General features: G+C 72.4%; 20 protein-coding genes. 7 read left to right on the forward strand and 13 right to left on the reverse strand.

Translation table 11 applies throughout. From position 1 onward, the window contains the following. Window positions 1-129: 129 nt before the first annotated feature. Together AB0958_RS15170 and AB0958_RS15175 are read left to right on the forward strand one after the other, a co-directional pair. Window positions 130-738, forward strand: a complete 609-nt coding sequence (locus tag AB0958_RS15170) for a ScbR family autoregulator-binding transcription factor (protein ID WP_366890867.1) — start codon at window positions 130-132, stop codon at window positions 736-738. 76 nt (window positions 739-814) lie between these two features. Then, the gene (locus AB0958_RS15175) at window positions 815-1,648 is read left to right on the forward strand and encodes an AfsR/SARP family transcriptional regulator (protein ID WP_366890868.1); all 834 of its coding nucleotides are present in this window, start codon (window positions 815-817) and stop codon (window positions 1,646-1,648) included. A 7-nt stretch (window positions 1,649-1,655) separates the two neighbouring features. On the opposite strand, the gene AB0958_RS15180 is transcribed toward AB0958_RS15175, so the two are convergent. Continuing rightward, entirely contained in the window at window positions 1,656-2,927 is a 1,272-nt protein-coding gene (locus tag AB0958_RS15180; RefSeq protein ID WP_366890869.1) for an FAD-dependent oxidoreductase, read from the reverse strand. 627 nt (window positions 2,928-3,554) lie between these two features. On the opposite strand from AB0958_RS15180, the gene AB0958_RS15185 reads away from it, so the two are divergent. Next, window positions 3,555-4,412: an AfsR/SARP family transcriptional regulator gene (locus AB0958_RS15185; RefSeq protein WP_366890870.1), complete on the forward strand. Its 858-nt coding sequence runs from the start codon at window positions 3,555-3,557 to the stop codon at window positions 4,410-4,412. A gap of 54 nt (window positions 4,413-4,466) precedes the next feature. Here AB0958_RS15185 and AB0958_RS15190 read toward each other — a convergent pair whose 3' ends face one another. Together AB0958_RS15190 and AB0958_RS15195 are read right to left on the reverse strand one after the other, a co-directional pair. Further along, complete coding sequence (locus AB0958_RS15190; protein ID WP_366890892.1) at window positions 4,467-6,350, reverse strand: cellulase family glycosylhydrolase; 1,884 nt, start codon at window positions 6,348-6,350, stop codon at window positions 4,467-4,469. 65 nt (window positions 6,351-6,415) lie between these two features. Further along, window positions 6,416-7,165, reverse strand: a complete 750-nt coding sequence (locus tag AB0958_RS15195; protein WP_366890871.1) for an alpha/beta fold hydrolase — start codon at window positions 7,163-7,165, stop codon at window positions 6,416-6,418. A 114-nt stretch (window positions 7,166-7,279) separates the two neighbouring features. Here AB0958_RS15195 and AB0958_RS15200 point away from each other — a divergent pair, with 114 nt between their 5' ends. Next, window positions 7,280-7,969 carry a DUF6215 domain-containing protein gene (locus tag AB0958_RS15200; protein ID WP_366890872.1) on the forward strand — a complete coding sequence of 230 codons (690 nt, stop codon included), beginning with the start codon at window positions 7,280-7,282 and terminating at the stop codon, window positions 7,967-7,969. 122 nt (window positions 7,970-8,091) lie between these two features. Here AB0958_RS15200 and AB0958_RS15205 read toward each other — a convergent pair whose 3' ends face one another. The 5 genes from AB0958_RS15205 to AB0958_RS15225 form a co-directional block, all read right to left on the reverse strand. Beyond that, window positions 8,092-8,703 (reverse strand): hypothetical protein, encoded by a 612-nt coding sequence (locus tag AB0958_RS15205; RefSeq protein ID WP_366890874.1) that lies wholly within the window; start codon window positions 8,701-8,703, stop codon window positions 8,092-8,094. Between the two features lie 416 nt (window positions 8,704-9,119). After that, complete coding sequence (locus tag AB0958_RS15210) at window positions 9,120-11,153, reverse strand: NAD(+) synthase (RefSeq protein WP_366890875.1); 2,034 nt, start codon at window positions 11,151-11,153, stop codon at window positions 9,120-9,122. A 115-nt stretch (window positions 11,154-11,268) separates the two neighbouring features. Next, entirely contained in the window at window positions 11,269-12,105 is an 837-nt protein-coding gene (locus AB0958_RS15215; RefSeq protein ID WP_366890876.1) for a PaaX family transcriptional regulator C-terminal domain-containing protein, read from the reverse strand. Window positions 12,106-12,154: 49 nt separating this feature from the next. Further along, window positions 12,155-13,555 carry a hypothetical protein gene (locus tag AB0958_RS15220; RefSeq protein ID WP_366890877.1) on the reverse strand — a complete coding sequence of 467 codons (1,401 nt, stop codon included), beginning with the start codon at window positions 13,553-13,555 and terminating at the stop codon, window positions 12,155-12,157. 232 nt (window positions 13,556-13,787) lie between these two features. After that, the gene (locus AB0958_RS15225) at window positions 13,788-14,780 is read right to left on the reverse strand and encodes a phospholipase D-like domain-containing protein (protein WP_366890878.1); all 993 of its coding nucleotides are present in this window, start codon (window positions 14,778-14,780) and stop codon (window positions 13,788-13,790) included. Window positions 14,781-15,120: 340 nt separating this feature from the next. Here AB0958_RS15225 and AB0958_RS15230 point away from each other — a divergent pair, with 340 nt between their 5' ends. Both AB0958_RS15230 and AB0958_RS15235 read left to right on the forward strand, forming a co-directional pair. Continuing rightward, window positions 15,121-17,523, forward strand: a complete 2,403-nt coding sequence (locus AB0958_RS15230; RefSeq protein WP_366890879.1) for an excinuclease ABC subunit UvrA — start codon at window positions 15,121-15,123, stop codon at window positions 17,521-17,523. 108 nt (window positions 17,524-17,631) lie between these two features. After that, window positions 17,632-18,138: a MarR family winged helix-turn-helix transcriptional regulator gene (locus AB0958_RS15235; RefSeq protein ID WP_366890880.1), complete on the forward strand. Its 507-nt coding sequence runs from the start codon at window positions 17,632-17,634 to the stop codon at window positions 18,136-18,138. Window positions 18,139-18,202: 64 nt separating this feature from the next. On the opposite strand, the gene AB0958_RS15240 is transcribed toward AB0958_RS15235, so the two are convergent. The 5 genes from AB0958_RS15240 to AB0958_RS15260 form a co-directional block, all read right to left on the reverse strand. Beyond that, window positions 18,203-18,640 carry a universal stress protein gene (locus AB0958_RS15240; protein ID WP_366890881.1) on the reverse strand — a complete coding sequence of 146 codons (438 nt, stop codon included), beginning with the start codon at window positions 18,638-18,640 and terminating at the stop codon, window positions 18,203-18,205. Between the two features lie 212 nt (window positions 18,641-18,852). Further along, window positions 18,853-19,710: a DMT family transporter gene (locus tag AB0958_RS15245; RefSeq protein WP_366890882.1), complete on the reverse strand. Its 858-nt coding sequence runs from the start codon at window positions 19,708-19,710 to the stop codon at window positions 18,853-18,855. A gap of 100 nt (window positions 19,711-19,810) precedes the next feature. Then, window positions 19,811-20,728, reverse strand: a complete 918-nt coding sequence (locus AB0958_RS15250; RefSeq protein WP_366890883.1) for an NADP-dependent oxidoreductase — start codon at window positions 20,726-20,728, stop codon at window positions 19,811-19,813. Window positions 20,729-20,795: 67 nt separating this feature from the next. Then, window positions 20,796-22,223, reverse strand: coding sequence for an alkaline phosphatase family protein (locus tag AB0958_RS15255; protein WP_366890884.1), 1,428 nt, complete (start codon window positions 22,221-22,223; stop codon window positions 20,796-20,798). Window positions 22,224-22,331: 108 nt separating this feature from the next. After that, the gene (locus AB0958_RS15260; RefSeq protein WP_366890885.1) at window positions 22,332-23,693 is read right to left on the reverse strand and encodes an RICIN domain-containing protein; all 1,362 of its coding nucleotides are present in this window, start codon (window positions 23,691-23,693) and stop codon (window positions 22,332-22,334) included. A 577-nt stretch (window positions 23,694-24,270) separates the two neighbouring features. Between AB0958_RS15260 and AB0958_RS15265 the strand changes: the two genes are divergently transcribed. Then, the coding region (locus tag AB0958_RS15265) for an MFS transporter (RefSeq protein ID WP_366890886.1) at window positions 24,271-24,586 on the forward strand (316 nt) is incomplete at its 3' end.

Consider the following 24,586-nt stretch of genomic DNA (forward strand, 5'->3'; position numbering starts at 1 on the left):
AGGAAACGGTTCTTCTGGAGGCTTCGGGGAGATCGTGGGGAGGTTGTCCGGCCTCCCGGCGACCAAAAACCTACCGATCACGCTGTTTTGCTAAGGTCTTCGGATCGCCCGGATCAACAGGGGGACGCGATGGTCAAGCAGCTCCGGGCGGCCAGAACCCGCCAGGCCCTCGTTCTGGCCGCTGCCGAGATCTTCTCCGACGACGGTTACGCCCTGACCTCGCTGCCCGCGATATGCCGACGGGCGGGAGTGAGCGCCGGGGCGCTGCACTTCCACTTCCCCAGCAAGGACGCCCTCGCGATCGAGGTGGAGAGCGAGGCGCGGCGCTCCGTCGAGCAACTGGTCGCCGACCGGCGCCAGTCCGCCGCCTCCGCCCTGCAACTGCTGGTGACGGTCACCCGGGACCTCCTGGTCGCGGTCGCCGTCGACGTCGTCGTCCGCGCGGGCTTCCGGCTGGGCGTCGATCCGTCCTGGAAGAACGGCGGCCCCGGCTTCGACTGCTGGTGGCGCGCGTGGGTCTGCGAACAGTTGCTGCGGGCGCAGCGCGAAGGCGAACTGACCGAGGGCGTCTCACCGGAGCGGGCCGCCGCGGTCATAGTGGCCGCGACCGTCGGGTTCCAACTGAGCGGGGCCGTCGGCCGCGACCGCGGCCCGTCCCAGCACGTCGAGCAGTTCTGGTCCCTGGTGCTGCCGCAACTCCGAAGCGGGGGCGCACCGACCGTGCAGAGCCGGGTTTGACAAACCGCCCGTGCCGTTTTTGACTCTGGTTCCCGGACGGCCGCCACGCACGACGGCGGCGGAGCAGGGGGACGGCATGGACATCCGCATACTCGGCGCCCTCGACGTGCGCGAGAACGCCGTCCTCGTCGCCCCGACGGCGCCCAAGCCGCGCCAGGTGCTGGCCCTCCTGGCCCGGTACGCCGACCGGCCCGTGACCGCGGCGACGCTGACGGAGGAACTCTGGGGCCCCCGGCCTCCGCGCAGCGCTCGGGCCACCTTGCAGACGTACATCATGCACCTGCGCGAACTCCTCGCCCGCGCGGGGGAGCAGAGCGGCGACGGCCCGGGGGCGCGCACCGCCAAGCAGGTCCTGCGCACCGTACCCGGCGGCTACCTGCTCGACAGCGATGACGGCACGAGCGACGTGACGGAGTTCGAGCGGCTCGCCGCGCGCGGGTACCGCGCGAGGGAGGCCGGCGACCACCGGGAGACCGCCCGGCTGCTGCGCGCGGCGCTCGCCCTGTGGCGGGGACCCGCGCTGGCCGACGTCCCCGCCGGGGAGCAGTTGCGTACGGAGATACGGGCACTGGAGGAGAGCCGGCTCTGCGCGCTGGACCGGCGGATCGAGGCCGATCTGCGGCTCGGCCGGCACCGGGAGCTGATCGCCGAGCTGACCGCGCTGGTCGACCGGTACCCCACCCATGAGAGCCTGTGCGGCCAGCTCATGCTCGCCCTGCACCGCTCGGGCCGCCGCAGCGAGGCCCTCGGGGCCTACCAGCGGTTGCGCACCACCTTGGTGCGAGACCAGGGTCTGGAACCGTCGGCCGCGCTGGGCAGGGTACGGGCGGCCGTCCTGGCGGCCCCCGCGGACGACACCGCGACACCCGGCACGGTGGCGGCTTCCGAGAACCGGGACCCGAGCGGCTGACGGGCCCTCAGCGGGTCCTGAGGTGCCGGGCGATCCGGACGGCGGCGAACTCGGTCCCCGCCACGAACCGCATCATCGGACCGAACATGGGGGCCGCGAGCGAGCCCGTGAAGTACAGGCCGGGCACCGACGACTCGAACGTCCCCCGCAGGGCGGGCGCCCGCGATCCCGGCACGCACGCCACGGCGTGCCGGACCGGCGCGGACAGATAGGGCAGGGCGTCCAGGTCCAGCCGGTAGCCGGTGGCCGCCAGCACATGGTCCACGGTGAGGGAATCGCGCCGCCCGCCGGGACCGACCACGTCCAGGTGCACCTCCGGCCCGCGGACCACGGCAGCGGTGACCCGCCGTGAGGTGTGCACCGGTACGACACCCATCACCCGGTCCCGCAGCCACCAGCCGCCCGAGGGCCCGAGCGCGCGCCGGAACAGCAGCAGCCGGGCGGACGCCGGCAGGAACCGCACCCCGCCCGGTGACGCGCACACCGCGGCCAGCACCCAGCCCGTGCCCAGCGGGGAGGCCGGCCTGGCCAGCCGCTGCGGCCAGGACCGGGCCGGCTCCGGGACCATGCCCCACAGCACCGTCCGCTCACGCACCAGGACCTGTGCCTCGGCACCGGCCTCGTGCAGCAGAGCGGCACTCTCCAGCGCCGACTGGCCGCCGCCGACGACGGCCACCCGCCGCCCCGCGTACAACGACAGATCGGTGTGGTGGCTGGTGTGGGACACGGCCGCCTGCGGGCCGGGTCCCTCGGGTGCGAGGCGCCGCAACTCCGCCGGGACGTGCGCGAGTCCGTTCAGCCCGGTCGCCACCACCACGGCCGAGGCCGCCACCTCCTGGCCGTCGTCCGCCCGCACCACGAAACCAGGTCCCGAAGCGGCCCGCTCGACCGACGTCACCCGGGCCGGCTCGACCTCACCGACGTACCGCTTCTGGAACCACTGTCCGTACCGTACGAAGACGTCGCACGGGATCGGGGTCAGCTCGGTCAGCTCCGGCTCGCCGTGCTCACGCCGGAAGTCCGCCAGCCTGCCCCCCGGTTCCGGCGCCGACAGGTCGGTGGCGTCCGGCGTCGATTTCAGGAACATCCCGGTGGCCATGGCATGCCGCCAACTGCCCATCACCTCGCCGAAGACCCGGACCGGCGTCCCCGCCGCCCGCAGATGCGCGGCCACCGACAGTCCGTACGGCCCGGCGCCGACCACGACGACCGGTGGCCGCCCCTGCCCGGTGAACGCCTGCTCCTGGGCAGGGCGCTGCCCCGGAAGCGACTGCGTCATGCATTCCTCCGCTGGTCTGCGCGCCGCCTTCCCCAAGGCGGCGCGACACCGCGGGATGGCACGGCCGGCGTGAAACGGCCGTGCGCGTCCCCCCTCCGCCGGTGAGTCTCTCCCACCCGCATGTGGGTGGAAACGATAACGACGCACGTTGGCCAAAACTTGGTCGAACCATACGACAAGCGACGCCGAGCGTGTCATTGACGTGCGTAGGGACGATCCGAGCGGTCGCGGATCCGCCAGAACCGGTCGGGGGCGGCGGTGGTGCAGACCGGTGGTGCCGGCGCTGGGGGGCGTCCCCCTCGCCGTCCGCGTCGGGCGCCGTGGACGGGGCGGCTGACCGGGTGCACGGCCAAGTAACCGACCAGACGGTGTCATTCGGTCGGTCTTCGTGCGGGAGCGTCCTGCGGTCGAGGACCGGCCCGAGTGGCCCGACCGGTCCCGGTCGACGCGGCCGACGGTCGAACCGGCCCTGCTGTACTGCGGGTTCGCCGTCCGGCGGGGCCGGTGTGCCGTTACGGTTGTCCCCGGGGGCGGAGTGGAAATCCGCCTGGCCGCCGGTCGGTTGACAGACCGGTTGTGCTGTTTTCTACTGGCCGGGTGCCGGTTGACAGGACCAGGGAGACGCAGGTGGACATCAGGCTGCTGGGTGCACTCGACGTGACGGAGAACGGGGTCTCCGTCGCCCCGACCGCACCGAAGCCACGCCAGGTGCTGGCCCTGCTCGCCCTGCGCGCCGACCAGGTGGTGCCCGTCGCGACCCTCATCGAGGAACTCTGGGCCGGCACGCCGCCGCGCAGCGCCCGCACCACGCTCCAGACCTATGTGCTCCAGCTGCGGGAACACATCGCGACGGCCCTGCGCGGGAACACCGGACCCGGTGGCGCCGACGCGCGCTCGGCGAAAGACGTCCTGGTGACCCTGCCGGGCGGCTATCTCCTCGCCGCCGGGGGCGGCCGCAGCGACATCCGTGAGTTCGAGCGGCTGTGTGAACTCGGCTGCCGTGCCATGGACGACGGGGACTTCGCGGGCGCCTCCCGCGTGCTGCGCCGGGCGCTGGACCTGTGGAGCGGGCCGCCCTTCGCCGGCGTGGTCACCGGCGCCCAGCTGGCCGTGGAGGCACGGCGGCTGGAGGAGAGCCGACTCTGCGCGCTGGACCAGCGCATCGAGGCGGACCTGCGGCTCGGCCGGCATCGCGAGCTGCTCGCCGAACTCACCGTTCTGACCAGCCGCTACCGCACGCACGAGAACCTGCACGCCCAGTTCATGCTCGCCCTCCACCGCTCCGGCCGGCGCGGCGAGGCGCTCCACGTCTACCAGCAGCTGCGCACCCTTTTGGTCAGGGATCTCGGCCTGGAGCCGTCGGCCCGGCTGCGCCGCCTCCAACAGTCCATCCTCGCGGCCGCCGCCGACAACCCCGGCATGGCTCCGCCCCCCGACGACCTGTCCGCACCGAGGCCGGCCGGACGACTGGCCCGCGCGACCTGACACCGCGACCGCTCCCGCGGAGAGAGCGGCCCCCGGCTGAGGGGGGCCGTTCGCTCAGGACGGCAGTGGGGCGCACAGGACGGCGGCGGGGCCCGGTGCGCTGCCGACTCGGGTGGTGAAGGCGACGCCCGCGGTGTATTCGCCGGCCTCGCACTGGCCCTTGTAGGCGCCGTAGGCGAAGTCGTCGCCCGCGCCGTCGGCGGGCCGGTTGTCGGAACGGTCGAACCACAGCGTCCGGCCGCTCGCGCTCGACGCCGCCCGGGCCGGCACGCACAGCACCGCCGACACCCGTTCGCCCCGACGGCTGTAGCCGATCACGAACTGGCCCGCCGGGCACTGGAACTTGGTGTAACCGGACGCCCAGTCGCCGCCCGCCGGGACGTACCGCTCGTCCGTGACCACCGTCCGGGCGCTGCCCGCCGCCCGCAGGTCACCCGCGCCCACGTCGGTGCACAGACCGCGCCCGCCGGAGTGCGCGAGCCCGACCAGCCGCAGGCCGTCCGGGCAGGCCGCCTTGTAGGCACCCGGGTCCCAGTCGCCGCCGGCCCGCACCAGCAGGGACTCCACCTGGTCGCCGTGGTCCGTGGACAGCATGCGCCAGGTCGCCCCCGGAGGGATGTACCCGGTACGGCCGGGGGAGTTCATCAGGTGGGCCCAGGCCGTGGCCCGCCAGTCCCCGCCGTCCAGGATGCCGGAACGGTGGCCGGCGGTGTCGTAACGCAGCAGGGCCCAGTCGTCGTGGCCCTCCCAGCCGACCAGTGGCCAGTAGGCGAAGTCGGTGTCGTGGTCGGCGAAGTAGTCGGTGACGGCGCCGAACCAGGTGTGGGCCGCCGTACCGGTCTCGTTCGCCCCGATGCCGAACTCGCTGACCCACACGGGTGCGGTGTAGTGCTTGCCCTCGGCGGTGACGAAGAACGCCTCGTCGGCGAGCGCCTGGTACAGCTCGTCGCGGGTCAGGTCCTGGTAACGGGGGTCACTGGTCTCGCCGATGCCCGTGGCGCCGCTGTGCCGGGGACCGGTGTAGCCGTAGAAGTGGGCCGAGTAGACGAGTTTGTGGGCGTTCACGAGGGTGTGGGAGAGGGTCCGGACAGGGGTGAGCACGGGGCGGCCGTGCGGGAGTCCGTCGACGGGGAGGCCGGTCCAGTTGATGCCTTCGACGACGATGAGGAGGTTCGGATTGCCCTCGGTGAGGATGCGGTCGGCGGCGAGCTGGGCCGCCGCGTACCAGTCGTGGTCGTCGCCCAGGCCCCAGTTGGGGTCGTCCAGTACGTCCCGGCGCACCTCGTTGTAGAGATCGGCGCCCACGACACGGGGGTCGGCGGCGTACCGCCGGGCCATGAAGACCCAGTCGTCGGCCCACCGCTGCGTGGACTGGCCGCTGTTCCAGCGCTCGTTGCCGTCGACACCGCAGCACCAACGGGAGGAGTTGGTGTGGTTGTTGAGGATGACGGCGAACCCGGCGCCGGTGAGGGCGGTGACGACCGCGTCGTAGATCTCCAGCGGGGTCTTCCCGCGCAGCTGCGGATTGGCGGTGACGGCGGCGTCCGGCACCGGGGCGGTCGTGTGGATCATCTCGTTCGAGAACGGCAGCCGGACGCTGTTGATGCCGAGCGCCGTGAAGTCCGACAGGAGCCGGGGGAGGGGTGCGCGGTCCAGGCCGAGGGGGATGCCGTACGAGTCCTGGCCGGCGTGGTGGTTCGCGGGGTCGGTGACGCTGCCGCTGCCGGTCCAGGAGCCCTGGGCGCCGTCCCAGTTGGCGGCCTTGAGGCGGAAGCGGTTCCCGTCGGCGTCGACGATGTAGCGGCCGCGCGTGGACAGCGGTCCCCGCCAGGCGTCGGCGGCCGAGGCCTGGCGGGCCAGGGCGGTCGGAAGAAGGGCGATGACGAGGAACGCAACTGTCAGGTACGTGACAAACTTGGGCGAGTGCCTGAGCGGCATCATCAGTCCTCTGAGCGGAGCCGGTGGGTGTGTCGCGCGGGTGCGGCACCCTACCAGGGCCGGTCTCACCGCAGAAGCGGTCCGTCCGCCGCGCAGGCCTCCGCCGCCCAGCCGTCGAAGTCGCGTTCGGGGCGCAGCAACCGCCTGATGGCGGCTGCCGAGGCCCGGTGCCAGTCGCGGCTGCGGCGCAGCATCGCGTGGTCGCAGCCCCGCAGCAGCACCATCCCGGCCTCGGCGCCGGCCTCGCGGGCGTGCCGTACGTAGTCGGCCGACTCGCCGGGCTCGGTGGTGTGGTCGCGGTCCCCGTGCAGGACGAGGATCCGGGTTCCGTCGAGATCGTCCACCGGGTCGCCGGGCGGGCACCAGGGCGCCAGTGCCAGCACCCCGCGCACCGCGGGATCGGCCGCGGCCCGCAGCGCCGCCCGGCCGCCCATGGAGTGCCCGACCAGCACCACGGGCACGTCCCCTGACAGGCGGCGCAGTTCGTCGAGGGCGCGCAGGGTGTCGTGCAGCGGGTCGGCGGCGTCGTTCCAGCCCCGGTAGCGGTAGCGCACCTGTCCGACCAGCACGTCATGCGGTGAGGAGACGGAGGCGGCGACCCCGGTGAAGGGGCGCATGCGCAGGGCCGCGGGCTGCCAGGGGCGCGCCGGACGCCGCCCGTTCTCCTGCCCGCCGTGCAGGACGAGCACCGCCGCGCGAGCCCGCTCCCGTGGCGCGCGGCGCACCACCAGGGCACTGCCGCCCGCCTCGACGACCCGTCCGTCGGTCACCGCGTCCACCTCTGCTTCCTCCGGGATGAAGCGTGCTGACGCCATCAAACACTCCCGGAGGAAGCCCTGGCCACCGGGATTCCCGAGCGGCGTGCGCCCACCGCGCGCACATCGGTTAGGCTCCACGCGCACAGGGGACGCACAGCGGGGGTGGGGGACTTGAGCGAGGGTTTCGGCGAGCCCGAAAGAGCCGGCAGACCGGTGGTCCAGGTGGTGGCCGCGGTGGCGTTGTTCGCCGTCGTGGTGGGCGCGCTGTGGGTCCAGAAGCGGTTCGTCCACCAGACGGAGACCGGCAGTGCGCCGGCCACCTGCACGACCTCGCACGACCGGCTGCCGGCCCGGTACCTCTCCGGTGCCCGCCTGTGCGCGCTGCTGAACCGTCCGGACCTCCCCGCGCTGCTGGGCACGCCGCGGGAGCGGATCGAGACCGCCGACGGCAGCGGGGACTGGATCACGCTCGCCGGCGGCACCAGGATCCCGGCGCCCGAGGCGACGGTGACCCTGAAGACGTATGACGTGAAGCTGTCGGCGGCCTACGACGACCTGCCCGTCTCCGAGACGGGCGACGTGTTCGGCGGCACCAGGAGGACGAGCGTGCTGGGGCACCCCGCCGTCCTCTACTCCAGCCCCACCTTCTCCATCGGCTTCGACCTCGCCGGCGGCAGGGCCCGCTCGGGCCCCGGCGGTACGGCGCGCTGCGTGCTGGTCTCGAAGCACGGGAAGGACGACGGGAAGGGTTCGTTCGAGGTCGCGATCTGGCGCCAGGACGACGTGCCGCCCGACGACGCGGCGCTCCTGCGGGTCGCGGAGCGGGTCCTGGGCACAGCCCCGGGCTGGAACGAGGCCTGACCACCGCCGCGGACGCGCGCGACGCCGGCCCCGGCCGGGAGTCGTGTCCCTTCCGGGGCCGGGCGCGGTGGGCCGGCCGGGACGCCGGTGGGGCAGCGCCGGGCCGGCTCCGGGTCATCTCCTCATGGGGCGACGGTCGTCGCCGTGGAGGTGACGGTGTCCGCTGCGGGGAGCGCGGGCAGTGCGGGCAGTGCGGGCGCGAGGCTGCCGAGGAGCCCGGTGACCGCGTCGAGGACGGGGGCGAGCAGTCCGGTGACGGCGCTGATCACTCCGCCCAGGTCGAGTGAGGTCAGCGAGGTGAGCAGTTTGCCGACGGCGGCCTGGATCGCGTTCACCAGGTCCGTCACGGGGTCGGCGGCGCGCGTCTGCTGCCGGTGCCCGGCGGCCCGGGTGGCGGCGGCCCTGATGCTTTCCTGGACCGTGTCGCTCCACTTCCGTACCGCCTGCGCGTAGGCGGCGGCCGTGGCCGGGTCGAGCCGGTTGCCGTGTGCCGCGGCGAGGCCGGGCACCGTGGCGAGGAACGGGGAGACGAGACGGGAGCCGTGCGTCGCGTCGAGCCGGTCCAGGAGCGTGGCGAGGTCGGTGCCGGCCGGCAGGGCCTGCTGCGCGACACCGCGCCCCGACGCTGCTCGGCCGGCGTCGGCGGCGGCAGCGTCGGCGGCGGCCGGACCGCACACCAGGGCGGCGCAGACCAGGGGGGAGACGAGGAGGCCGCGGGAGACTAGGGCACGCATGGGGTTCCTTTCGAGACTGCTGTCCTTGTGCCCACGGTGGGAAGCGGAGCAGGCCACCGCAACCGCTTCGGGCCCTGGCGCGCGGTCCCCGCCGCCCCCCGGGAAAGGCCTTGACCAGCCGGTTTGTTCGACTGGACGACTCCAGCCGGACGTTCACCCGTCGGAGTGCGTCCCGCAGCCGCCTGACGTCGCACATGCGAAGAGCCCCGCCCCTGACGGATCAGGGACGGGGCTCTTCGGTCGGAGCGCCGGGCAGGCCTTGCACCTGCATTTCCCCGCAGGAAGCGGGGCGTCTTTCCTTGGACCACCAACGCATCGCGCTTCACTCGGACTTGAGTGCCTCGCTCAAGATCGAGCCTACCCCGGCCGGGGGACGCACGCCAAATCGCGCGCGCGTTCCCCCCCCGGGCTCCCGATCACCGCTCCGGAACGCGGTCCAGGTCGTGCAGCCAGGCCCGCGCCGAACTGTCGGAAGGGGCGCGCCAGTCGCCGCGCGGCGACAGCGAGCCGCCCGCCGACACCTTCGGGCCGTTGGGCATCGCCGAGCGTTTGAACTGGGCGAAGGCGAAGAAGCGACGGCAGAAGTAGTCGAGCCAGTGCCGGATCTCCGCCAGGTCGTACGCCTTTCGCTCGGACTCCGGGAAGCCGGGCGGCCAGGCACCGGCCTCCCGGTCGTGCCAGGCGTGCCAGGCCAGGAACGCGATCTTCGACGGCCGGAAACCGTGCCGCAGCACCTGGTACAGGGTGAAGTCGTGCAGCGCGTACGGGCCGATCTTCGACTCGGTGGACTGCAGTTCCTCACCCGGCACCAGCTCCGGGCTGATCTCCGTGTCGAGGATCGCGGCCAGCGTCCGGCCGGTCTCCGGGTCGAACTGCCCGCTGCTGATGACCCACCGGATCAGATGCTGGATCAGCGTCTTCGGCACACCGGAGTTGACGTTGTAGTGGCTCATCTGGTCGCCGACGCCGTACGTCGACCAGCCGAGCGCCAGCTCCGAGAGGTCGCCGGTGCCGAGGACGATGCCGCCGCGCTGGTTGGCCAGCCGGAACAGGTAGTCGGTGCGCAGCCCGGCCTGCACGTTCTCGAAGGTGACGTCGTACACCGGCTCACCGGCCGCGAACGGGTGGCCCATCTCCTGGAGCATCAGCCGCGCGGTCGGCGTGATGTCCAGCTCGGCCGCGGTCACGCCGAGCGACTCCATCAGCCGGTGGGCGTTGCCCTTGGTGTGCTCGCCGGTGGCGAAGCCGGGCAGGGTGAAGGCCAGGATGTCGCTGCGCGGGCGGCCGGCGCGGTCCATGGCCCGAGCGGCCACGATCAGCGCGTGCGTGGAGTCGAGGCCGCCGGAAACCCCGATGACGATCTTCGGGCCGCCGATCGCCGCAAGCCGCTGCTGGAGCGCCTCGACCTGGATGTTGTACGCCTCGTAGCAGTCCAGGGCGAGCCGTTCGGGATCGGCAGGCACGAACGGGAAGCGCTCCACCCGGCGGCGCAGGCCCAGATCGGCCGTCGGCGGGTCGAGCCGGAAGGAGACGGTCCGGAAGTCGCCGGTGCGGGCCGCGTGGGTGCGCCGGTTGTCGTCGAAGGAGCCCATCCGGGCCCGCTCCTGGCGCAGCAGGTCCAGGTCGACGTCGGCCACCGCGTACTGGTCGTCGAGGGGGAACCGGTCCGTCTCCGCCAGCAGCTGACCGTTCTCGTAGATCATGGTCTGGCCGTCCCAGGACAGGTCAGTGGACGACTCGCCGAGACCGGCCGCCGCGTACACGTACGCGGCGAGGCAGCGCTGCGACGCCGAGCGGCACAGCAGCTTGCGGTCCTCGGCCCGGCCGACGGTGATCGGGCTGCCCGACAGGTTGACCAGGACGTTCGCCCCGGCCAGTGCCGCCTCCGCGCTCGGCGGCACCGGCACCCACATGTCCTCGCAGACCTCGGCGTGCACCACGAGACCGGGTACGTCGGACGCCTCGAAGAGCAGGTCCACCCCGAACGGCACGCTCTCGCCGCCGATCCGGATCGTGCCGCCCCGCTCGTCGTCACCCGCCGCGATCTGCCGCCGCTCGTAGAACTCCCGGTAGTTCGGCGGGTACGACTTGGGCGCGACCCCGAGGATCCGGCCGCGGTGCACCACCACCGCGCAGTTGTAGATCCGGTTGCGGTGACGCAGCGGGGCGCCGACGACGAGGACCGGCAGCAGTTCGGCGCAGCCGGCGGCCACCGTCGCGAGTGCCTCCTCGACCTGGTCGAGCACCGCGTCCTGCAGCAGCAGGTCCTCGATCGAGTAACCGGTCAGGCCGAGCTCCGGAAAGACCGCCACGGCGACCCCGTCCTCGGCGCAGCGCCGAGCCTGGCGCAGGACCGCCTCGGCGTTGGCGCGCGGGTCGGCGATGACGGTGTGGCCCGTGCACGCTGCCACGCGCGCGAAACCGTGCTCATAGATCGACCAGAAGTTCAACGGGCTTCCTCGGGAGAGACGGACGGGGAACGATGCCGGACACGGGTACCCGCTCCGGCGGCTTTCCCGCTCCCGGCAGCATAGATCGCTCCATGATCCGTGCCGGTCCGGAGGGTCACAGGGGCGTGGTGTCCAGCAGGTCGGCGGCCGTCCGGCGGGCCGGGGCCTCGGTGTCGGCCGCCACCCGCTGGAACGTCGCCTCCGCCGCGCGGGCCGGCCAGTCGGCGGGCAGGTGCCGGGCGGGCAGCCGCGGATCGGTGCGGATGATGTCCAGCCACTCGCTGACCAGCCGCAGCCGGGTGACGACGGCGTCGTCGTCGGGGCCGGGCCGCCAGGCCTCCCAGCGGGCGCGGAAGTCCTCGTAGCGGGCCGCGATCGACTCCAGGTCCCAGGTGTCGCGGATCATGACGTCGATGTCCGTCGCCTCGTCGGCCAGCGCGTGGAAGATCTTCACGTGTGCGGAGAGCCCGAGTTCCGCGACCACGGCGGAGACGTCGACCCGGCCCGGCGCGATCCACAGCCCGCTGTAGAGCGGTCCGAAGCCGGACCAGCTGAGTTGTGAGCGCAGGTCGTGGCGCTGGCGCTGCCAGGACTCGGGCAGCGAGAAGCCCAGCAGGGTCCAGGAGCCGTCCCAGTCGTCGTTGACGGCGCCCGTCTCCCAGATGCGCCGTCGGCCGTCGTGCAGGATCTGCGCGGCCAGGGGCGTCAGGCCGAAGTACATTTTCCGGCCCTGCCGTTGCCGTCGCAGCAGGTCGCGGTTGACCATGCGGGTGAGCGTGGAGCGTACGGCCTGCTCGCCGACGCCTGCCCGGCCGAGGACCGCGATGATGCTGCCCGAGTAGACGCCCAGCGGACCCTGCTCCAGTACGTGGTTGCCGAAGAAGGCGAGCAGGAGCGACTGCGGACGGGGCTGCGGGGAGTCCAGGGGTTCTGGTGCGGTCTCGGCGTTCACGTGCGCAAGATTACGGCCATCGGCCGGACGTACGACGGGCCGTACGACCTTACTTCCGGTGCGGGGCACGGGGGCCGGCCAGGTCGTACGGACGGGGGAAGGCGCTCGGCTCGTACGGTGTGTAGCGGGCCGCCGAGGCGGGGTCGGCGGCGCCGGCGCGGGCGTTGAGGGAGGCGGGTCCGCTGCCCTTCCAGTGGCCGGAGGTGATGCGGTCCTCCAGGGCGTGCAGCGCGGCCACCTGTTCGCCGGGGCTGAACGTGCAGTGCCCGGCGTTGTCGACGTAGCGCTGCCTGAGCAGGGCGGTCCGGCCCGCGGCCGCGACGGCACGCCGGTAGGCGCTCTCCGCCTCGACCGGGATCAGCGGGTCGCCGGTGGTGTGGACGTCCAGGTGCGGCTTGGTGAGCCGGCCGGTGAACACGCTGGTACCGCTCATCCAGTGGACGGCCTCGGGGTCGGCGGAGATGCGCGGCGCCGCGGCCAGCTCGGCGAGGTCGGACCGCAGGGACCGGCCGGCCTCGCGGTAGAGCTCCGCAACCTCCTTGGAGTGGGGCGAGTCGTGCAGCACGGTCGCGTAGTCGACGCCGGTGTTCCAGGACATGTTGCCGCCCGCCCGGCTCTCCGCCTCCTGGCGCCAGCGGAAGGCCGGGAGTTCGACAAGACCGAGAGCGGCCCAGTACTGGCCGGCCTGCTGGGCGTCCCAGTCGTCCGGCGCCGGCCGGGGCGTCTCGGGGTCGTTCCAGCCGGGGACGTCGTACAGGGCCGCGGCCAGCGCGATCCGGGCCCGGCCGGTCGCGGTGCCCTGTGCCTGTGCGACCAGAGCGGTCATGTCCCCGGCCTGGGCGGCCGCGTCGTCGGCGTCCCGCAGCCCGGTCAGCCGGATGCCCGGGCCGGTGGTGCCGCCGAGCAGGGTACGCAGGGCGAAGACGGCATCCAGCATGCTGTTCCAGGTGGCGATCCCGCCCTGCACCAGGCCGCACATCGACAGCGATCCGGCGATGCGTTCCGGGTGCCGCTCGGCGATGGTGGTGGTGACGAGGCCGCCGTACGACGAGCCCCAGGCGATGGTGCGCCGCGCCGCGCCGAAGCGGCCGGTGAAGGCGTCGAGGGTGGCGAGCTGGTCGGGCACCGCGTCCGTGACGGCCCAGCCGGTGGTGGCGTACGACGAGCCGGCGAGCGCATACCCCTCCTTCAGCAGCAGCGACCGGGTGGCGTCGTCCGGTGCGTCGCGCGCCGGGTTGGCCACCCCGGCGGGGGTGTAGCCGTGGCTGTACAGCAGCACGGTACCGTTCCAACGGTTCGGCACCTCAAGGACGTAGGCCGCGCCGGACGGCAACGTGCCCTCGACGTGGGCCGCTTCGGCGGCCTGGGCGGCCGGTGCCGGCGCCGGCGCGGCGGCGAGCAGCAGGGCCGCGAGGGCGAGGAGCGTACGACTGCGGATGCGGTACGGCACGGGGCTCGGGCTCCTTGCGCCAGGGTGGAGGGCCGACACCGCGAAGTTAGGTCTGCATGTGACCGTCGTCAAGAATGTGCACAACGTCAGCGTGTCGCGCGGCGGCCGTTGCCGGTCGCCTGGGTTGCCGCACTCCTTGGACACGGCCCCCGGTCCCGCGAGCTCGGCCGCGGGCGAGCCCCGTTCCGGTGTCCGCCGAGGCGGCACCGGAACGGGGAGGTGTGCCGCTCCGCTATGCGGCGGTGCCACCGGAGTAGTCGCTGTTGAACGCGGTCTCGATGGTCGTGGCCACCGACTGCGCCACCCCCGTGCCCGTGAGGATGATGCCCAACTCGCGGTTGCTGGAGAGGGAGTTGCTGCTGATGTTCATGGAACCGGCCTCGACCTCCTGGGTGGACAGACCGTAGTCGGCGACCATGGCCTTGGCGTGGATGTAGAACCCGTTCGGGTCGGAGTAGCCGACGACGGTACCGCCGGCCGCCTTGATCTGGGAGACCTCGCTGGAGTAGGTGGACGGGGTCTCCAGGACCATCCGCACCTTCACACCCGCCTGAGCCCTGGCGACGATGGCGTTGACCACCGTGCTGTCGCTGAACTCCAGCTCCTCGACGTCGAGCGTCCTGGTGGCGGCGTTGATCACGGTCAGCAGACGGCTGCGTGAGTCGGTGGGGGACCAGAGCAGATGGTCGCCGTCGGTGGGGGTGATCGAGGTGCCGGCGTAGTCGGCGTTGAAGACCTTCTCGATCGCGGCGACGTCCCGGGTGTCGTCGGTGAAGACGCCGTAGTCCCGGCCCGTCGAGTAGTACTGGGAGGTCAGGTTGCCGGTGAGGACCAGCGACCTGGTGCCGTCGACGGTGATCGTCTTCTGGTGCGTGTAGACGAAGGCGGACGGCGACCACGCCACGCCCACGCCCGCGTTGGTGAGGGCGGTGTAGGCGGAACCGTTGGCGCTGCGGTGGGCGTTGTCGAGGATCACCCGCACGGTGACGCCCTTCTTCTCCAGGGCGACGAGATCGTTGACGGCCGTGGTGTCCTCCAGCTCGTACATGGTCATGTCGAGGGAGGTGGTGGCCGAGTTGATGAAGTCGTAGATCGTGGGCTCGCCGGCGCCGAGCGAGAAGGCGAAGGCGGTGTAGCTCGCGGCGTCGGCGGGGACCGCGGTGGCGATCACGGCGGCGCCGGCCGCAAGGGCGACCCCGGCGCGACCGAGAAGCTTCGACAGCATGCGTGACTCCTAGTCGAGTTGACGCTCACGTGGGGGGTGGGTGAGCGTGGGCATGACACCACGCGCGTAGACCGCCGAGGAAGAAGAGAAGGGTGAACTCACCGTTACCGACGGGCGGGACGAGCCGACAAAACGGACTTCGGGCAGGTGGCGGCCGGTTCATGGGCGCCCCGCGAGAACGCAAAGTCTTCGTAGCCGAGCGCTTCACGGGCGCTGCCCGGGCGCCGCACTGCGACCGCGGCCGGGGATCTGGTCAGGAATGGAGAAGCACCGCCGTTCCACCCCGGCTAGCGTGGCCGCATCGACGGAGGCACCGCGCAGCGAATGGGATGGTTTGAGCATGGCCAGAACGACCGGGACGCAGACGCCCACGCCGCACGTGGCCGACACACACGGCCTGATCCGGGTGCACGGTGCCCGTGAGAACAACCTCAAGGACGTCAGCATCGAGATCCCGAAGCGCCGGCTGACGGTCTTCACCGGGGTCTCCGGCTCGGGCAAGAGCTCGCTGGTCTTCGACACCATCGCCGCCGAGTCCCAGCGGCTGATCAACGAGACCTATCCGGCCTTCGTCCAGGGATTCATGCCGAACCTGGCCCGTCCCGAGGTCGACGTCCTCGACGGCCTGACCACCGCGATCATCGTCGACCAGCAGCGGATGGGCGGCGACCCGCGCTCCACCGTCGGCACCGCCACCGACGCCAACGCGTTGCTGCGCATCCTCTTCAGCAGGCTCGGCACGCCGCACATCGGCTCGCCCAAGGCGTTCTCCTTCAACATCGCCTCGATCAGCGGCGCGGGCGCCGTCACCGTCGAACGCGGCGGGCAGAAGGTGAAGGAGCGCCGCAGCTTCAGCATCACCGGCGGTATGTGCCCGCGCTGCGAGGGTCGCGGCGCCGTCACGGACCTGGACCTCGCCGAGCTCTTCGACGAGACCCTGTCCCTCAACGAGGGCGCGATCACCGTCCCCGGCTACAAGGGCGGCGGCTGGAACTCCCGCCTCTACATCGAGTCCGGCTTCTTCGACCCGGACAAGCCGATCAGCAAGTTCACCAAGAAGGAGCTCCAGGACTTCCTGCACCGCGAGCCGACCCGCATGAAGATCGCGGGCATCAACATGACCTACGAGGGGCTGATCCCGCGCATCCAGAAGTCGATGCTCTCCAAGGACAAGGAGTCGATGCAGCCGCACATCCGCGAGTTCGTGGAACGTGCGGTCACGTTCGCCACCTGTCCCGAGTGCGACGGCACCCGGCTGAGCGAGGGCGCCCGCTCCTCGAAGATCGACGGGATCAGCATCGCCGACGCCTGCGCGATGCAGATCAGCGACCTGGCCGCCTGGGTCAGGGGCCTCGACGAGCCGTCGGTGGCCCCCCTCCTGGAGACGCTCGGGCACACCCTGGACTCGTTCGTGGAGATCGGCCTCGGCTACCTCTCCCTGGACCGGCCGGCCGGCACCCTGTCGGGCGGTGAGGCCCAGCGCACCCGGATGATCCGCCACCTCGGCTCCTCGCTCACCGACGTCACCTACGTCTTCGACGAGCCCACCACCGGCCTGCACCCGCACGACATCCAGCGCATGAACGGCCTGCTGCTGCGGCTGCGCGACAAGGGCAACACCGTGCTCGTCGTGGAGCACAAGCCGGAGGTCATCGCGATCGCCGACCACGTCGTCGACCTCGGCCCCGGCGCCGGAGCGGGGGGCGGCACCGTCTGTTTCGAGGGCACCGTCGAGGGCCTGCGCAAGGGCGGCACCCTCACCGGCCGCCACTTCGACGACCGCGCCGCGCTGAAGGAGACGGTCCGCAAGCCCACCGGTGCGCTGGAGATCCGCGGCGCCGCCACCCACAATCTCCAGGGCGTCGACGTCGACATTCCGCTCGGGGTGCTGGCCGTCGTCACCGGCGTGGCGGGCTCCGGCAAGAGCTCCCTGGTGCACGGGTCGATCCCGGCCGGCGCCGGGGTCGTCTCGGTCGACCAGGGGGCCATCCGCGGCTCCCGGCGCAGCAACCCGGCGACGTACACCGGACTGCTCGAGCCGATCCGCAAGGCCTTCGCCAAGGAGAACGGTGTCAAGCCCGCCCTGTTCAGCTCCAACTCCGAGGGCGCCTGTCCCACCTGCAACGGCGCCGGCGTCGTCTACACCGACCTGGCGATGATGGCCGGTGTCGCCACCACCTGCGAGGAGTGCGACGGAAAGCGGTTCGAGGCGTCCGTCCTCGAGTACCGGCTCGGCGGGCGCGACATCAGCGAGGTGCTGGCGATGCCGGTGACCGAGGCCGAGGAGTTCTTCGGCGCGGGCGAGGCCCACCTCCCGGCCGCCCAGCGCATCCTCCAGCGGCTGCGCGACGTCGGCCTCGGCTACCTCACCATCGGCCAGCCCCTGACCACCCTGTCCGGCGGTGAGCGCCAGCGCCTCAAGCTGGCCACGCACATGGCCGACAAGGGCGGCGTCTACGTCCTCGACGAGCCCACCGCGGGCCTGCACCTCGCCGACGTCGAGCAACTCCTCGGCCTGCTCGACAGGTTGGTCGACTCCGGCAAGTCGGTCATCGTCGTCGAGCACCACCAGGCGGTCATGGCGCACGCCGACTGGATCATCGACCTCGGCCCCGGCGCCGGCCACGACGGCGGTCGGATCGTCTTCGAGGGCACCCCCGCCGACCTCGTCGCCGCCCGCGCCACCCTCACCGGCCGGCACCTCGCCGAGTACGTGGGCGCGCGGGACACGGCAGGGGACTGACGGGAACCGGAGCGGGCGGCGCCCCTCGCCGCCCGCTGTGCGGTGCGCCGGGCACGGCGGCACGGGGCGAGGTGTGAACGTTCAAACGCCCCTCGCTAGGGTACGACCATGACCTCGACGCCCCGCTGGCTGAATCCCGAGGAACGACGTGCGTGGCTGGCCTACGTCCAGTTCTCCACGCACCTGTCCGACCACCTGAACCGCCAGCTGCGGCGGGACGCGGGGATGACCCACGCCGACTACAGCCTGCTCGCCCACCTGTCCTCGGTCGAGGACCACAGCCTGACCATGTCCGAGCTGGCCGAGCGGCTGAAGATCACCCGAAGCCGCCTCACCCACGCCGTGACCCGCCTCCAGGAGGCGGGCTACGTCGACCGCCGCGAGGACCCGGCCAGCCGCCGCAACCAGCTGGCCGTCCTGACCCCGGCCGGTCTGGCCCTCCTGGAGCGCGAGGCTCCCGGTCATGTCGAGGCGGTCCGCCGCGCCGTCTTCGACGCCCTCATTCCCGAGCAGGTGACCCAGCTCGCCGTGATCGGCGAGGCGATCAGCGCCGCCCTCCAGCGGATGGACACCGACAACGGCGAGCAGGAGGCGCTGCCCTGGCGACGGCGGTAGCACGCCGACGGGCCCGCCGCGGACACGGTGTCCGCGGCGGGTCGGTGAGTGACGGCCGTGCCGGTCAGGCCTTGGGGCCGTCCGCCGGGGCGAGCAGGACCGCCGTCGCGGTGCGGTGCGCGACGGCGTCGCTCACCCGCGGGTCGAACAGCGCCTCGACGGCGTTGCGGTGGTGCGGGCTCAGCACGATGAGATCGGCACCGAACTCCTCGGCCGTCTCCGAGATGACCTCCGCGACCTGCGTGGTGAGTCCCCGCAGGAGGGTTCCCCCGGCCTTGATCCCCCGCTCGCGCAGATCCGCCAGCGCCTCCTCCAGAACGGCCTTCGCCTCGGTGTCGTCCTCCAGGGCGACGACCGCCGACACGGAGACGGCGGAGGTGATGACGTGCACGACGCGGACCTCGGCGTTCGTCAGCTGCGCCAGCTCACCGGCCAGTCGCACGGCGGAGCCGCGGGCGGGGCTGGGATCGACGGCGACCAGGATGCGCTGAAACACGGACACTTCTGTTCCCCTTCCGGGAGGGTGGAAGGGCAACTCGGTGATCAGGGACGCCGGATCACGGCGTGTCGGGTCGGCGCGTCCGGCGCCGAACGAGTTCTTCCACCCCACCCCGGTGATCATGCCACCGCCCCCGGGACCGGCACACGGCGGGTGTGTGTAACAGCCACTGAACGGACGGGGACCTGACGGTGCCCCCCCTCGCGGCGCCGGTCTCATCCGGTGACGCCCTTGAGGTGCGGTACGACCCGGGTGAGCCGGACGACGCCCCACAGGATCAGGCCCGCCCCGACCGCCTCGGGCAGCAGCCACCAGCCGGTACGGACCGACTCGCCGAACAGGATGACCCCCAGGGTCAGACTCACCGCCGCGTCGCCGATCGTCAGCGCCGGCTGGGAGGCGACCAGCGGACCGGCCTGCAACGCGTTCTCCAGGAACATCAGCGCCGCGATCCCGGTGAGCGCGCAGGCGTACGTCTGCCACGTGGTGAGGAAGGCCGGCAGACCCGCGTCGGCGAGGCGGCCGGTGGCCGACTTCATGAACGCGGCGGCCAGCGCGTTGCCGACCGCGGCACCCGTGGCCAGGGCCGCCGCGCGGAACAGCGGTGACGAGGACGATCTCACGAGCAGCACGGTGACGGCGATGGCACCCAGGGTCAGGGCCAGGACCGGGATCCAGCGGGTCATCGGGGCCTGCTGCCGGCCCCCGTGCGGTGCGGCCGAGGCCAGCAGCAGGGCCAGACCGGCCACCACGCCCGCGATCGCCCACCAGCCCGCCGGGTTCGGCCGGCGGTGCAGCAACGGCACGGCGATCAGCAGGGCGAACGGCAGTTCCAGCATGAACAGCGGCTGCACCAGCGCCATCGGGCCGTTGACCAGGGCGAGTGCCTGGAAGACGGCGGCTCCCGTGACCCCGGCGATCCCGACGGCCCAGGCGGGCCGCCGGGCCAGCGCGAGCAGCAGGCGCAGTCCGGTACGGCCCGGCAGGGTGGACGCGGCCTTGCGCTGGAAGGCGGTGCCCGTCGCATTGCTGACGGCACCCAGGACGGCGAAGAGCACGGCGAGCACCATCATGGTTCCAGGATGCCCCGAGCACCCCGCACGCCACGGGCCGACGCCCGCCGCCACCGGGTGAACGCGCACTTCACCGCTCCGGCGGTGCCCTGTCCGCCCGTTACGGCCGCAGCACGATCTTGCCCTGGGCGTGCCGCCCTTCCAGTTCACGGAACGCGTCCCGCACGCGTTCCAGCGGGTAGACGCCGGCGATCGGCACGTCCAGCTCCCCGCGTGCGGCGAGCCGGGCGAGTTCGCCGAGCACGACCGCGCACGCCGCCGAGCCCTCCCCGTAGGTCCGCGCACCCACCTCGCCCGCGGCGGACCAGTCGCGGATCGTGTTGATCCGGTCCGGCCGCACCCCGAGTTCCACGGCCATGCGTACATAGCCGTCGCCGTAGGTGTCGATCAACGCGTCGACGCGCCCGTCGGCGGCCCGCCGGACCCGCTCCGCCGCGCCCGCCCCGTAGGCGACCGGGACGATGCCGTGATCCGTCAGCCAGGCGTGGTCCCGCTCGCTCGCCAGCCCGATGACGGTGGCACCACGCCGCCGCGCGAGTTGCACGGCGAGCGCCCCCACCCCGCCCGCCGCACCGGACACCACGACGGTGTCGCCCGGCTGGGGGTCCACCGCGAACACGGTGGCGTAGGCGGTGGTGCCGGCCACGTACAGCGAGCCGGCCACGTCCCAGTCGAGTCCCTGCGGCCGGGACACCAGGTTCACGTCGTCGACCACGACGTACTCCGCATGGCTGGCCCGCCGGTGGGTGAAGCCGAGGACCTCGTCGCCCACCGCGAAACCGCGTACCTCGGGACCGGCCTCGGCCACGACACCGGCGAGATCGCTGCCCTGTCCGGAGGGGAACGTCGCGGGCCAGCGTCCGTGCCGGGCCCCCTCGCGGATCATCACCTCGCCGGGCTGGATCCCGGCGGCCCGGACCTCGACCAGCACCTGCCCGGGGCCCGGCGCGGGCCGCGCCACCTCCTCGACCCGCAGCACCTCGATTCCGCCGTAGCCGTGGAACCGGACCGCTCTCATCGCGTGCCCACCGTCCCGGGGACGGGAGTTCCGTGCGGTGTTGTCGTCATGCGCACATGCTGGCAGGTCAGAGGTGTGGGCGGTGGCCCTTTTCCTGTCGGGGGTAGATCTGGTCGGCCCCCGGGAGGGCGGGCCTGGGGAGGGTGGCGACCTCCTCCTTCGCCTTCGCCAGCTGCTGGGCGGTGTCGTGCGGCAGCCGCGGTGGCCGCGGGCGGGCGTCGCGGAAGCGGAAGGCCGAGAGCAGGTCGCCGAACGTGCGTCGGCGCCACTGGCTGACGTTGGGTTCCTCGACGCCGGTGAGGCGTTCGAGGAACCGCAGGACGGAGGTGTGGTCGAAGGCTTCGGAGGCGACCCAGCCGCCGACGGTCCAGGGGGAGACGATGACGGCGGGGACCCGGAAGCCGCCACCGATCGGCAGCCCCTGGACGAACTCGTCCGGGGTGCCGGCCGGCGGGGTGGGCGGTGCCACGTGGTCGAACAGGCCGTCGTTCTCGTCGTAGGTGAGGATGAAGACGGTCTTGCGCCACACCTCGGGGTTGGCGGCGATGGCCTCGATCTTCGCGGCGACGAAGTCCGCGCCGGCGGCGGGCAGGTAGTCGGGGTGCTCCGACTGGTGGCTGGTCGGCATGATCCAGCTGACGTCCGGCAGGCGGTCGTTGCGGGCGTCGTCCTCGAAGGTGCCCTCGGGCTGCGGGCGCACCCCGCGCTCGTACAGGTCGCTGCCCGGCTGCGCGTGCCGGAACGCGGCGAACTGCTCCAGCACGTTGCAGCTGTAGTCGTCCTCCTGCTGGTAGACCTTCCAGCTGATCCCCGCGGCCTGTAGCCGCTCGGCATAGGTGGTCCACCGGTACGGGGTCGGGGCGACGTTGCCGGTGACCGGGCCGCCGTGGGTGCCGGCCGGATCGATGCTCCCGGTCATCCACATCAGCCGGTTGGGCCAGGTGGGCCCGAGGACGGAGCAGTAGTAGTGGTCGCACACGGTGAAGGTCTCGGCGAGGGCGAACTGGAAGGGGATGTCCTCGCGGGTGTAGTAGCCCATGACATAGGGGGCCGCGGCACCGTCGGCGGCACGGTGGGCAGGCAGCCAGCGGTCCATCCTGCCGTTGTTCCAAGCCTGGTGCTGCACGGACCAGGCGTGGCTGGTGGAGGGGATGGCCTGGGCGCTCGACCTGCGCGTGTCGAGGTGGAACGGCAGCAGGTAGCCCCTGGGGTTGGCGGCGTCGGGCTGGTAGAAGACGGACCGCCCGTCGGCCAGTTTCAACGCGTGCGGGTCGGCGAAGCCGCGGACGCCGGGGAGCGTGCCGAAGTAGTGGTCGAAGGACCGGTTCTCCTGCATCAGCATGACGACGTGTTCGATGTCGTGCGGGGAGCCGCCGCGCGGGGGTCCGGCGGCGACGGCCTTCTGGACGCTGGGCGGCAGCAGCGTGAGGGCCGCGGCACCACCGAGCGTGGCCGCGGCGGAACCCAGGAGTCTGCGACGGGTCAGCTCAGCCATGGACGACCCTTTCTGGGGCTCGCCGGGGGTGGGGACGGGTACGGGAACGACGGCCGGGCCGCCCGCCAGGGCGGACCCGGCCGCCCGCGGGACGGACCGGCCGTTCACTCACTGGCCCGGCGCGAGTATGTAGGTGTTGAGCGTGCCCACGGCCGAGAGCGGGCTGGGGGAGCCGGTGTCGTAGCGGTCCACGGCGAGGTAGTTGGGCTTCTTGCGCGCGGCAGGGGTGCAGAAGTTCTGGGCGCGGTTGAGGAGTTTGCCGTTGTCCGTGGCAGCGGTGGCCGCGATGGGGTAGTCCCGGAAGTGGTTCATGACGAACAGCGGGTGGAAGGCGGACGAGTCGGTGGTGAGGGGTCTGGCGGTGCCCCAGCGGCTGTAGCAGGACCAGTCGGAGTCTCCGAGCCCGGCGCCCATGGACCAGTAGTTCTCCACGGTCCATTCGCGCTGGTACATGACGCCGAAGGTGTCGCGGGTGGTCCAGCCGTTCGCGGTGTCGCTCGCACGGGTGCGGTCGCTGAAGACCAGGAGCTGCTTGCCGCGGGCGGCGAGATCGGCCATCGTGGGCCAGCCCTTGGTGGCCGCGCCCTCCTGGTCCGGCCGGTACAGCAGGTCGTAGAGGCCGCTGACGGACGCCAGGGACGACTTCAGTACGTCGGAGGAGGCGTAGTCCTCCAGGAAGACCGTGGCGAACTGACCGGGATGTGCCTTGAGGAAGTCGACGATGCGCTGGAGGTCCGTGGCGAGCGGCACGGGGCTGCTGACGCCGTCGCAGCTGTTGTGGCAGAGGACGGCCTGGCCGGAGACGGTGTAGTCGTCGAGCATGAAGCCGCGCACGCCGTCGCTCAGCTGGCGGCTGATGCCGTGGTTCTGGTTGGGGAACAGGTTGACGGGGAACGAGGCGAAGTTCCCGTCGGCGCCGTTGGCGAAGGCGTTGTGCGCGGTGAGGAAGGTGACCTGGTCGAGGGTGCGGGTGTCGGCGGAGGGCATCGCGGAGGTGGCGTAGGAGACCGGGGTGAGGTACCAGCGGGCGAGGTCGCCCGCGGAGCCGAGCTGGACGGCTCCGGTGTCCGACGACGAACCGGTGAGGTACTGCGCGGTGCCCGGGACCGCCACGGTGTAGGTGCCGTCGGCGCCGGCGGTGACGCTCCAGGCGGTGCCGTCGGCGCCGCAGGCGGCGGTCACCGCGGCGGTGCCGCTGCGCCCGAGGCAGGTGCCGGACTCGTCGGCGTTCCGCAGTTGGTAGCCGCCGCCGACCGCGACCGGTGTCCACTGCTGGTGGTCCTCGTTGCCCTTGGGGTTGTGGGCCACGACGGTGCCGCCGCTGTCGGCCGCGTCGAGGCCGGTGGCGTAGTTCTGGAGGTAGACCGAGGAGGTGGGCACCGCCGCAGACGCGGTGCCCGGGAGCAGGACGGGCGCCGACAGGGCGAGGACGGCGGAACAGCACAGGACGCGCAGGGGGCGCAGACGCACGGGGATTCCCTTCACTCTGGCAGGGCACGGAGTGCAACGCTGTCAGAGGCATGAGATACCCGGTGGCACGTGTGGTGCGCCAGTCGTTCCGGCTGAATTCCTTTTCCCCCAGCACGATGTGACGATCCGTCACCCATGTGGGTGGCGTGGCGGACGCCTGCCGGTCGGGAGTGGGGGACAGGGGGCCGTGCGGGGAGGACGGATCTGCCGCGCCTGCCGCCTGAGTGAGGTGTCGTCGCGGATAGGGGCCGCATGTGCACGGAACGGCCCCGCGAGGAAACGGCGCGACTCCACCTGCGCGCGGTCCGGGTCGACACCGCAGTGCCCGAGGACGAGCTCACCGCACAGGTGCCCGCGGGGTCCCCGGGCTCCGGTAACCGGACCCGGGTGACGCAGGTCACCGCGTTGTGAGCGGCGATCCAGGAATGTGTGCGCACGTCATCCCGCTGCAACGTTCTTGGGGCCTGCTGGGCAACGGTGCTCGGCGCGGCCGGCCCCGGAGGCACCAGCGCCTGCGGAGCCCCGTCCCCGCTGCCCGTCCCCGGACCACCGTCTTCGAAAGGTCTTCCCGCTCACCATGCCTTTGGCTCTGCTGGCCCTCGCCGTCGTCACGTTCGGCATCGGCACCACCGAGTTCGCCACCATGGGACTGTTGCCCCAGATAGCGGACGGCGTCGGAGTGTCCGTGCCGCACGCCGGCAACCTCGTGTCGGCCTACGCTCTCGGCGTCGTCGTCGGCGCCCCCGTCCTGACCGGCATCGGCGCGCGGGTGCCCCACGAGCGGCTGCTGCTCCTGCTGACCGGGCTGTTCGTGGTCGGCAACACGGCGTCCGCGCTCGCCCCGAACTTCGGCCTGCTCTTCGCCGCCCGATTCCTGGCCGGACTGCCGCACG

Origin of the sequence: Streptomyces sp. NPDC006655 (assembly GCF_040703965.1) — a bacterium.
In the GTDB taxonomy this organism is placed as follows: domain Bacteria; phylum Actinomycetota; class Actinomycetes; order Streptomycetales; family Streptomycetaceae; genus Streptomyces.